Origin of the sequence: Maridesulfovibrio sp., assembly GCF_965230075.1 — a bacterium.
Classification (GTDB): domain Bacteria; phylum Desulfobacterota; class Desulfovibrionia; order Desulfovibrionales; family Desulfovibrionaceae; genus Maridesulfovibrio.
Genome location: NZ_OZ245945.1, coordinates 2,870,186 through 2,881,507 on the forward strand (window position 1 = coordinate 2,870,186; position 11,322 = coordinate 2,881,507).

The 11,322-nt window shown below is 50.1% G+C and carries 7 protein-coding genes; all 7 read right to left on the reverse strand.

The genetic code is table 11. The features are described 5' to 3' along the window. Positions 1-22: 22 nt before the first annotated feature. A complete protein-coding gene (gene ldhH, locus ACO05Z_RS13140; protein ID WP_421902635.1) occupies positions 23-2,182 on the reverse strand; it encodes an L-lactate dehydrogenase (quinone) large subunit LdhH in 2,160 nt (719 codons plus the stop codon). Positions 2,183-2,184: 2 nt separating this feature from the next. After that, on the reverse strand, positions 2,185-2,808 hold the full coding sequence (locus ACO05Z_RS13145; RefSeq protein WP_421902636.1) for a LutC/YkgG family protein: 624 nt from the start codon (positions 2,806-2,808) through the stop codon (positions 2,185-2,187). 297 nt (positions 2,809-3,105) lie between these two features. Continuing rightward, entirely contained in the window at positions 3,106-4,296 is a 1,191-nt protein-coding gene (locus tag ACO05Z_RS13150) for an acetate kinase (RefSeq protein WP_421902637.1), read from the reverse strand. Further along, the gene (gene pta, locus ACO05Z_RS13155) at positions 4,296-6,413 is read right to left on the reverse strand and encodes a phosphate acetyltransferase (RefSeq protein WP_421902638.1); all 2,118 of its coding nucleotides are present in this window, start codon (positions 6,411-6,413) and stop codon (positions 4,296-4,298) included. Before pta ends, ACO05Z_RS13150 begins: the two co-directional genes overlap by 1 nt. A 208-nt stretch (positions 6,414-6,621) precedes the next feature. Further along, entirely contained in the window at positions 6,622-7,917 is a 1,296-nt protein-coding gene (locus tag ACO05Z_RS13160) for a (Fe-S)-binding protein (RefSeq protein ID WP_421902639.1), read from the reverse strand. Between the two features lies 1 nt (position 7,918). After that, complete coding sequence (locus tag ACO05Z_RS13165) at positions 7,919-9,304, reverse strand: FAD-binding oxidoreductase (protein WP_421902640.1); 1,386 nt, start codon at positions 9,302-9,304, stop codon at positions 7,919-7,921. A 108-nt stretch (positions 9,305-9,412) separates the two neighbouring features. Beyond that, positions 9,413-11,125: an L-lactate permease gene (locus ACO05Z_RS13170; RefSeq protein ID WP_421902641.1), complete on the reverse strand. Its 1,713-nt coding sequence runs from the start codon at positions 11,123-11,125 to the stop codon at positions 9,413-9,415. Positions 11,126-11,322 lie beyond the last annotated feature (197 nt).

Below are 11,322 nucleotides of genomic sequence, written 5' to 3' on the forward strand. Positions count from 1 at the left end.
GGACAGTGAGCGTGTGTCATGTTTATTTTCTGCGATCAGCCATATATTCGGCAATGTGCTTAACTTCAAGGTCAGCACCCTGCTTCTTGGCACCACCACGGATCTGCATTACGCAGCCGGGGCAGTCGGTAAGCAGAACTTTTGCACCGCTTTCCTTCGCATTGTTAATTTTATTGGTAAGCAGCTGTTCGGAAATCTTGGGGAACTTCACAGAGTAAGTTCCACCGAAACCGCAACATACTTCTTCTTCAGCACTTTCCTTGTAGTCCAGTCCTGCTTTTTCCATCAGGGCACGGGGAGCTTCTTTCACGTCCAGACCACGGCAGAGGTGGCAGGGAGCGTGGTAAGTTACAGCCTCACCGGCGGAATCAAGGAAGTCTTCTTTTTCAACACCAAGTACATCGTTCATGAAGGAACTGTAGTCGATGACCTTGTCAGCAAATTCTTTCACGCGGGTTGCGTACTGGGGATCTTTGCCGAGCATCTTCATGTAGTTATGCTTCAGGTGAGATGCACAGGAAGCACACATGGTCAGGATGTAATCGCAGTCAGTACCTTCAAAGGCTTCCATGTTCTGGATTGCAACATCCCTTGCAGCAGTCACTTCACCCATCATTTGCAGCGGCAGACCGCAGCAGGACTGATCCATGGGGAATTCAAGGTTTACATCCTTGTTTTTCATGCTTTCCACGGTAGCAACGGACTGTTCGGGATATACGAAGTCCTGTACACAACCGGAAAATAGAGCAACCTTATACTTGGGTGCTGCAACCTTTGCTGGCTGAACTTTAGCCCACATGTCACGGAAAGGAACTTCAGCAACGGTAGGCAGTGCCCTGAAATCATGATCAGGCATGAAAATCATGGGCAGGTGACGCATGAAACCGTCTTTTGCTTTCACAGGCTTCTGCGCAGTCTTAGCGATACGCAGGAACTTGTGGAAGAGCTTGCGGTTCTTCATCATCTTCGCGAGGAAGGAGGAGTACATTGGATGTCCTTCTTCTTCCAGAATGCGGGCCTGAATGTCTTTAATCAGACCGGGCAGGTCAATTCCACCTGCGCAGATTTCCTTACATGCTCCACAGTTGATGCAGTTTTGAACAAGGTTCTTAGCCTTCTCAGTGCCGTGGTAGAAGTAAGTAAGGATGAGGCCGATAGCCCCGATATAGATATGGCCCATTTTGTGGCCGCCGACCATACGGTAGACAGGACAGACGTTGGCGCATGCGCCACAGCGTACGCAACGATGAACTTGAGAGAACACCGGGTCCTTTGCGAGAGCGCGTCTTCCATTGTCCAAAAACACGAAGTGCACTTTCTTCCTGTCATCCTCAGCCGCAGCACACTCGTTGGACCCGGTGATCCAGGTAACATAAGAGGTGATTGCCTGCCCGGTAGCGTTACGGGGCAGTGCTTTCAGTACGCGCAGAGCGTCATGGAGCTTGGGTGTCAGTTTATCGAGACCCATGAGAGCTACGTGAACTCTGGGCAGGGTGGTAACCAGACGGGCGTTACCTTCGTTGGTAACCAGACCGATGGAACCGGTTTCGGCGATAGCAAAGTTACCGCCGGAGATGCCCATATCAGCATCAACAAACGCCTGACGAAGCTCGCGACGGGCAACCTTAACGAGAGCCTGAACATCATCGCCCTGCTTCTGTCCGGTCACGTCAGAGAAAAGATCGCTGACCTGATGACGGGAAAGGTGAATAGCAGGCATAACCATGTGGGAGGGACCTTCCTTACGCATCTGGATGATCCACTCACCGAGGTCGGTTTCAACAACCTTGAGGTTCAGATCATCTTCAAGATGGTGGTTGAGCAGGGTCTCTTCCGCGGTCATGGACTTGGATTTAACGATGGTCTTGCAGTTTTCTTCCATTGCAATGCGGCCGATAATTTCATTGGCTTCTTGTGCATCCTTTGCAAGGTGGACAACTGCACCGCGCTTTTCAGCTTCTTCTTTGAACTGTTCGAAAAGTTCGTCGAGTCTGGATGCGGCAGCGTCTTTAGCATCTGCGATTTCGCGGATCAGAGCTTTTTCATCCATATCTTTAAACGCATTGGCACGGCTGCCACGGTAGGCAACAGCGAATTTATCCATAGCGTTTCTGAGAAAATCGTTATCAAGGGATTCCTTGATCTCTTTCCTGTATTCTTTAAGATTCTTAGCGTCCTGCATAATTAGTCCTCCAGAATAAGAATATGAAGTTCGAGGGGACCGTGTACACCGATAGCGAGAACACGCTCAATGTCGGCAGTACGGCTGGGTCCGGTGATGAATGCGGTGTAGTCACCTTTCATCATGTTACCTTCCATCCATGATTCGAGATCGTAGGAGTTTTCCACAATCTTGGACTTGGGAAGAACAGCCACGTGTACTTCACTGATCATGGTAGCAAGTCTCAATTCTTCACTGGGACAGTTGACTACGATGGTTCCAGTCTCGGCAATACCGTGGTCGGCATAAGTAAAAGCGATATCAATACCGCCAAGATGGTTACGGACGCTGTCTTTAATCAGAGCAAAACCATTTTCTTCGCACTGCTTTTCCAGCGCTGAAGTTTCTTTTTTGTTGAGCGCGGGAGCTACGATGGTTTTACCGGTTTTGGTTGCACAGAGCTGCTCAGCCTTGTTGGAGAGGTTCTGTTCACAACCGGAGATAAGCATTTTACAGGCTTCTTTTTTTCCGCAGAGATCCATTGTGTACTTGTAAGCATCATCCAGAGAAGAAATCTCTGTCACTACAGCAGCCACAAGCTCAGCTTTATCGGTAAAAAGCTTTACACTTTCAGATTTAGCTGTCATTTTTCCCCCAAATACGATGGACGATGTTATTCTGACATCATCCGTTAATATTTCCGTAGATACCGCCGAATCCCTTCCACAAGACTGGCGGCACAGCCCCTTCCTTCAAGGCTGCTACGGACCGTTTCCTTCAGGCAGTGCTTCTTAGTGATACGCCTAACAGATTCATATATATGAATTTGGTAAAATAAATTTCAATTTATTTTACGGCTGTCACAAAATAAAGACGCCTGTCCATTCTTCTACCGGGGTGAAGTCTTCCACACTTCACCCCGGTTTTTTTATCAAAATACTAGTCTACAGTCCGAGAACTTTGACAGTATCGTTAGCGATTTCGAGTTCTTCGTTAGTGGCGATGATCGCTACTTTTACAGCACCGTCGTCATCACTGATAAAGGAGGGAGTTCTATCCCAGTTTTCGTTTTTATCTTTGTTGATGGTGATGCCGAAGTTTTCGAGGCCGGAGAGGCAATTTGCACGGTAAATTTCGTCATTTTCACCGATACCTGCGGTGAATACGATTGCATCTACGCGGCCCAGTTCGAATGCGTAAGCACCGATGAACTGACGTACTTTGTGGCAAGCCATATCCAGAGCGAGTTTAGCTTTTTCGTCGCCTTCTTCGATGCGGGCATGGATGTCACGCAGGTCATTAGAACCGCAGATACCCTTGAGGCCGGAGTCGTTGGTCAGGGTAGCAACAACTTCAGCAGCGCTCTGCTTGGTTCTTTCAGCGATGAAACCTACGATTGCGGGGTCAATGTCACCACAACGAGTTCCCATGATGATACCGCCGAGAGGAGTCAGACCCATGGAAGTGTCGTAGCACTTACCGTTCTTGACTGCGGAGATGGAAGCACCGTTTCCGAGGTGAACAGTAATGATGTTGGACTCTTCAAGGGGCTTGCCGAGAAGTTTAGCTGTTTCACGAGCAACATACTTATGGGAAGTGCCGTGAGCACCGTATCTTCTGAGGCCCCAGTTTTCGTAGTACTCGTAAGGTACGCCGTACATGTACGCTTTGGGTTCCATGGTCTGGTGGAAAGAGGTGTCGAAAACGGCAACCTGTCTTACACCGGGGAACAGTTCCATGGAAGTCTCAATGCCAATAACGTGACCGGGGTTGTGCAGAGGTGCGAGAGGAATACAATCACGGATGCCCTGCAGAACTTTGTCATCGATTTCAACAGGCTCAAAGAAGAGCTCACCACCGTGAACAATACGGTGACCGATAGCGGCGATTTCAGATTTTTCTTTTACAACACCTTTGTCAGCGTCGGTCAGCAGGTTGATTACTTCAACCATACCTTCCCTGTGGGTGGGGAAAGGCTGTTCAGCGGTATATTTTTCACTGGTCTTGTAGGAGATGCTACCCATCTCTTCACCGATACGTTCTACGATACCGGAAGCGAGATCATTACCGGTAGACATGTCCAGAAGCTGGTATTTGATAGAAGAAGAACCAGCGTTAATTACTAAGATTTTCATTAGATTTGTCCTTTTTCGGCTGCTGCCTGAATTGCTGTGATTGCGACAGTATTAACAATATCCGGAACAGTGCAGCCTCTAGATAAGTCGTTCACAGGCTTGTTGAGACCCTGGAGTACAGGACCGATTGCGACTGACTGCTCGGCGGAGCGTTGTACAGCTTTATAGGTATTATTGCCAGTGTTAAGATCGGGGAAAATAAAAACGGTTGCCTGACCGGCTACTTCACTATCCGGAAGCTTGGTCTTTGCAACGGAAGGATCGATGGCCGCATCGTACTGGATAGGCCCTTCAAGCTTCAGCTCGGGGTTGCGTTCCTTGGCGATTTTTACTGCTTCCTTAACCTTCTCAACGTCCGCACCCTTACCGGACTGACCGGTGGAGTAAGACATAAGAGCAACGCGGGGTTCAACACCGAAGATCTTGGCGGTTTCAGCAGAGTTCAGAGCGATCTCGGCAAGCTGTTCCGCATTGGGGTTCGGGTTAACTGCGCAGTCACCGAAGACCAGAACCTTATCTTTGAGGCACATCAGGAAGACACTGGATACGATGGACGCACCGGGCTTGGTCTTAATGAACTCAAAGGCGGGACGGATGGTCTGGGCAGTGGTGGTTACGGAACCGGAAACCATACCGTCTGCGTCACCCTTCTGCACCATCATGGATGCAAAGTAAGTGGGATCGAGCATACGGTCACGGGCGTCGGACATACGGATACCCTTGTGCTCACGCAGTTTGAAATAGGTTTCGCAGTAATCGTCGAACTGTGGTGCGGACTCGGGATCGAGGATACGCACATCGTTCATTTCAAGACCGAGCTGGGAAATCTTACCGGCAACTTCATCAGCCTTACCGAGCAGGACGATATCAGCAACACCACGACGGGTCAGGATATCAGCAGCACGCAGAACTCTTTCACCGGTTCCTTCAGGAAGAACGATGGTCTGCTTGTTGGCCTTAGCTTTCTGAACCAGCTTGTACTCAAACATCTTGGGAGTAACTTTGCTGGACTTGCTGGTGATCAGGCGATGTCTGAGTTCATCAGTCTTAACGCTTGCTTCGAAAGTACCGAGAGCAGAAGCTGTCTTGCGCTGATCGTCAGGATCGATTCTACCATACAGTTCACTCAGGAGCTGGGTAGTACGGTAAGTGTTGGTGGATACGGAAAGGATAGGAGTGGGAACGCCGGTCCAACCTTCGATCAAACGGTGTACGGAAGCGCTGGGCTGCAGTCCACCGGTGAGCAGGATACCGGAAATGTCCGGAAAAGAGCTGGAAAGACGGGAAGCTAGAGAGCTCAAGATGATGTCAGAACGGTCACCGGGGGTGATGATGAGGCTGCCGTCTTCAATGTACTCAAGGAAGTTACCGATACGCATCGCTGCGATAACGTAGTCATCAACGAGTGTATCAAGTCTTCCATGACCGTACAGAACAGAACCGTCCAGCCACTTACGAACGTCGTTCATGCTGGGGTTGCCCAGGCTTTCGTTTTCATCAATACCGTAAACGAGAAGTTCCTGAGTGCATCTTGTCTTGCATTTGATGCTGGACATGATTTCCTGCTTCTCTTCTTCGGTAGCTGTAAGCCTGTTGATAATTGCGGCTACGGTGTCTACGCCCTTGTCTTCGAGTGCATCGATAACAAGCTGGGTGGATGCGATGATGTCGTCAGCGCCCTTCCCTCTTCCGTTTGCAACCAGAAGAACGGGGCAGCTGAGGTTGGCGGCGATTTCCGCGTTGATGTCAAACTCGAAGTTCTGGTCTTTGCCCTGAAAGTCGGTTCCTTCGCAAAGCACGAAATCATACTTCTCTTCAAGCTGGCTGTACTTGTTGAGGATATTCTCCAGCAGCAGGGAGTGTTTGCCGCTGTTGATGAGTTCACGTGCTTCCTTCAGAGTGTAAGCATAGGTGTCTTCATATTTGATATCCAGATTGAAGTATTCCATGATCAAATTGATATCGTGATCACGGGAACCGGTCTGGTTATCATTAATGATGGGACGGAAGATGGCGACATGCTGCAGGTCTCTCAGCAACAGTTGCATCACGCCGAGAGCAATGGCAGATTTACCGCTCTTCTCTTCGGTGGCTGTGATGTAAAGGTTTTTAGACACTGGGATTATCTCCTGTGTAAAGCGTGAACGGCTGGAACCTTCAGAGCCGCATTTGAAGAGTCCACGCTATTTCATTAAGTTAATCTTGGGCCGGATCAGAACTAATGACGATCCTACAAACCCGGAAAATTGTTTCCAGCCAATCCCTATTTGAACTTTTTTTAGTGAAGTAGTCCAGAATGAAATCATTCTGGACTACTTTCGTATACTACTTCAGGGAATCGGCGTAGATTTCAAGGACGTGTTTTACCTCTACTCCACCACCGGTCTGGGACAGCATGTCGCCGAGCTGCATCATGCAAGCAGGGCAACCGGTCGCAGCAATATCAGCACCGGCATCACGGACGTTGCCCGCTTTGCGCTCACCGATACTCTTGGATAGGTCGTAGTGGTAAAGGTTGAAGGAACCACCGCAACCGCAGCAACGGTTAGCTTCGTTCATTTCTTTGAATTCAACCTTGTCGCTTGATTTCAGCAAGGTACGGGGCTGTGCAGTAACACCAAGGGATTTAGAGAGGTGACAGGGATCGTGGTAGGTAACGACCTTTCCGCCCTTCTTGGATTCTGCAGGAGCCTTAACGCCCACGATATCAACGAGGAATGCGTTAATGTCCATAGTCTTAGCTGCAAGATCCTTTACTTTTTCAATGAAAACGGGATCTTCGTTTTCACACATCTTAGGCCAGGTCTCATGCAGGGTGGCTGTGCAGGTAGCACAGGGAGTCACCAGATAATCATAGGTTCCGTTTTCGAAAGCCTTGATGTTCTGCTTCATGAGGGCAACCATGGTATCCTGGTCACCGGAAGCCAGTGTGGGGATACCGCAGCATGCCTGTCCCTTGGGCAGGAAGATTCCGACGCCGTGGTGTTCCAGAATCTTGATTGCCGCATGACCGACATTGGGGAACATCTTATCAACAACACAGCCGGGGTAGAAAGCTACCTTGAGGCCGCTCTTACCGCGGGGGGTATCCAGTTCAGGATAGTCCTTGCGGAAAGGTCTCTTGGCCAGAGGCATAAAGTGACGTTCACCGAGCAGCGGATTCAGCATGGCACAGCTTGCAGCACCGGAGGCCTGGTCGGCGATCTTTGCAAACGGGCCCTGAAACTTCGCACTCATTTCGGTCAGAGTGTTAAAGAGCTTGGGACGGGTAAGCAGTCCTTTGAAGATCATCTTCTTGGCGGGAGAAAGTCCCTTGTAGGCGGTAACGATAACGCGCGCCTTCATGAAGATGTCCATAATCTTAACGCCGGAAGGACAGTTGGCTGCGCAGGAACCGCAAAGCAAACATCTGTTAAGCTTTTCGTTTACCTGATCAGCGTCTTTGACCATTTCGTGGGCAAGCTTCTCGAGAAGAGCAATCTTGCCGCGGGTCACGTCAGCTTCCTGCATGGTTTCGGCGAAAACAGGACATACTGCCTGACACATACCGCACTTCATGCAGGCGACCATCTGGTCATCCAGCTCCATGAGGTTTTGAGCTAATTGCTTGAGATCTTCCATGCTATACGTCTCCGATGATCTTGGTGGGGTTCAGAATGCCCTTAGGATCAATAGCACGCTTCATTTTCAGGGAGTACTCAAGGGTAGCCTTGGAAGTTTCTTTTTCCATCCACTTGGATTTTGCCATACCGATTCCGTGTTCGCCGGAAAGGGTTCCCTTGAGGGACAAGGCAACATCAAAGATTTCGTTAACTGCTTCTTCAACGCGGTGGAATTCTTCCTTATCGCGGTTGTCACAGAGAATGGTGGGATGCAAGTTACCATCACCGGCGTGACCGAAGGTTCCGATGTCGATTTTGTATTTAGCAGCGATCTTTTCCAGACCTTCCATCATTGCAGGAATCTGGGAGCGGGGAACGGTTGCATCTTCGAGAACGGTAGTCGGTTTCGCACGTGCAAGAGCAGGCAGAGCGTTACGACGAGCAGTCCAGAGAGCTTCACGCTCTTCAGCAGTTTCTGCCATCTTAACTTCGTTGGCACCGCACTTCTGGCAGATTTTAACAACTTTTTCTGCATCTTCGATGACTTCAGCCTGGTGACCGTCAACTTCGATGAGCAGGATAGCGCCAGCATCAGTGGGCAGGCCGGCCTTGGTGAAGTCTTCCACGTAACGGATGGTGGAGTTATCAAGGAATTCGAGGGTACAGGGAACGATGTGGTTCGCGATGATGGAAGCAACGGTTTCAGATGCTTTGTGAACATCGGGGAACACAGCCATCATAGCCTTGGATGCCTTCGGCGGAGGAACGAGCTTGAGGATTATGTTGGAGAACACACCCAGAGTTCCTTCGGAAGCAACCATGAGGCCAGCAAGGTTGTAACCGGTAACACACTTAACAGTGCGGGAACCGGATTTAATCAGGTCACCGTTTACATCATAGAAATCCATACCCATGACGTAATCTTTGGTAACACCGTATTTGAGTCCGCGGAGTCCGCCTGCGTTCTCAGCAACGTTACCACCGATGGTGGAAACAGCCTGGGAACCCGGATCCGGGGGATAGAAAAGTCCTTTAGAAGCAACCTGTGCTGCAAACTGTGCAGTTACAACACCGGGTTCTACTACTGCGTAGAGGTCCTGCTCGTTGATTTCGAGGATTTTGTTGAGACCGTTGGTCAGAACAACAACACCGCCGGGATGGGGAATGGTGCCGCCGGAGAGGTTTGTTCCTGCGCCGCGAACGGTCATGGGCAGGCCGTGTTCGTTACAAAGCTTGGTTACGGGACCGAGCTGTTCGGTGGTGGTAGGTTTTACTACGAGTGATGGTACCTGGGGATCGAGTACCGCGGAATCGTAAGAGTATGCGTGGAGGTCAGCCTCTTCGTGCATGACGTTTCCAGCACCTACAATCTTTTCAAAGTCTTTGGCTAATTTAGCGTTGGACATGTTTTTTTTGCTCCTGAATCTAAAAAACAATCAATTATATGAATCAATCTGGACTAATCAAACTCTCAGGGCCGGAGCCGTCTCCGACCCTGAGGGGACGTTATTTAATTAGAACAGAGTCGGGTACATTACGAAGGAAAGTACGCAAGCTACGATACCTACAACCACACCGTATACGAGGAAGGGCCATACGGTACGCTTAAGGATCTGGCCTTCCATACCGGAGAGACCGACAACAGCACATGCTGCAACGATGTTGTGGATGCAGATCATGTTACCCATTGCGCCACCAACACCCTGCGCTGCTACAATAATCTGGCGAGGCAGGTCGAGTTTAGCGGCTACGCCCCACTGGAATTCAGCGAAGAGCAGGTCGGATACGGTGTTAGAACCGGTGATGAAGGAACCGAGACCACCAACGAAGGATGCGAACATGGGCCAGGTGTGACCGGCGAGACCGGAAACAGCTTCAGCCAGTGCCAGAGGCATGGACATGTAACCGTTGGGGTTCAGTGCTGCATCAGCAATACCGGAACCGCGGAAGATGGATACCAGCGCTACGGAGAAGAACAGTGCGATGGTGGGGTTCTTCATTTTTGCGATTGCTTCTTTCCAAGCGGTAGCTGCTTTGTCAGCAGGCATGCCGTGGATGAAGATAGTCAGTACTGCAACCAGTGCGAAAGGAATGGTACCGGGGAGGTACAGAACCTTGATAGAGTTGTTTACGGATTCAAAACCGAGGATGTGCTTAAAGGGAATTGCAACACCTGCGAGCATGCCTTTCAGGCCGAGCTCGGGGATACGAGTGATAACAAGGATGAGACCGATAAGAATGTAAGGGGTCCATGCCTTGAACTGACTCATGTGAGCTTTAAATTCACCAGAGTTTTCAGCGGAAACGGAACCGGTCCATTCAGCATCCCAAGTGGAAGCAGGGCCGAAGTCCCAGGTCTGTTCAGGTACGCAGAAACCTTTCTTAGCACCGAAGACAGCGATACCGAGACCTACGAGACCACCAAGCAGTGAGGGGAACTCGGGTCCTACGAACCAAGCGGTAAGGAGGTAAGGAACGGTGAAAGCGGTGGATGCGAAAAGGGAGAATTTCCATGCGCCGAAACCTTCAGACCAGCTCTTGTTTTCACCGAAGAAACGGGTCATGAAGCCGAGCATGAAGATGGGCAGGATGTAAATCATGGGAACGTGCATTACGGTTGCCCACTGACCGACGATAGCGTTGAAAGCTTCCATGGAGTGGAAGTTCAGGCCGGGAACTGCTGCTGCAATAGCCTGGTCAACATAAGAAGTCAGGTATTTAAATCCGAGAATAACAGGGGTACCAACAGCACCGAAGGTTACGGGGAAGGAGTTGTAAACCAGACACATTACAACTGCACACAAGGGGGGGAACCCGAGGCTGAGAAGCAGCGGAGCTGCCAGAGCTGCGGGAGTACCGAAACCTGCGGCACCCTCGATGAATGCGGCAAACAGGTAACCGATGATAAGAACCTGTACGCGACGGTCACGGCTGATACCCTGAAAACCGTACTGAATGGTTTCCATACCGCCGGAATATTGCAGAGTATAGAGAATGATAATAGCCCCGAATACAATGATCAGGACGCCGATAGCGGTGATAAAACCGTGAACGGTAAGAGCAGCAACGTAAGTTGCGGGCAGGTTCCAGACAGCAATTGCGCCTGCAACAGCAGAGAGCCATGCAACGGGCATAGCTTTAGTAGCGGGCCAGCGCAGGCCGACCATCAGTACCAGAGCCAGTACGATCGGGATGATCGCAACGAGGGCTAAAATTCCTACAGACATGTTTCCTCCTTAAGCATAAGAAATGCCTTTGTTCTTGCCGTCCTCTGATGAAAACTCCTTCATCATACCACATAAAGACGACAACGACTCAACGTTTTTTGAAAGTCTGTTGAAGCGACTTTTTACCCTGCCCTCCTCTTTCTACGACACCTTCCACAATTCGCAGATAGAGGGGGTGCTGCGGACGGCCCACCTGT

Coding starts and splice junctions, on each gene's coding strand:
- ACO05Z_RS13170 (WP_421902641.1), bottom strand. CDS start 11,125: ATGTCTGTAGGAATTTTAGCCCTCGTTGCGATCATCCCGATCGTACTG.
- ACO05Z_RS13150 (WP_421902637.1), bottom strand. CDS start 4,296: ATGAAAATCTTAGTAATTAACGCTGGTTCTTCTTCTATCAAATACCAG.
- ACO05Z_RS13160 (WP_421902639.1), bottom strand. CDS start 7,917: ATGGAAGATCTCAAGCAATTAGCTCAAAACCTCATGGAGCTGGATGAC.
- ACO05Z_RS13165 (WP_421902640.1), bottom strand. CDS start 9,304: ATGTCCAACGCTAAATTAGCCAAAGACTTTGAAAAGATTGTAGGTGCT.
- ldhH (WP_421902635.1), bottom strand. CDS start 2,182: ATGCAGGACGCTAAGAATCTTAAAGAATACAGGAAAGAGATCAAGGAA.
- ACO05Z_RS13145 (WP_421902636.1), bottom strand. CDS start 2,808: ATGACAGCTAAATCTGAAAGTGTAAAGCTTTTTACCGATAAAGCTGAG.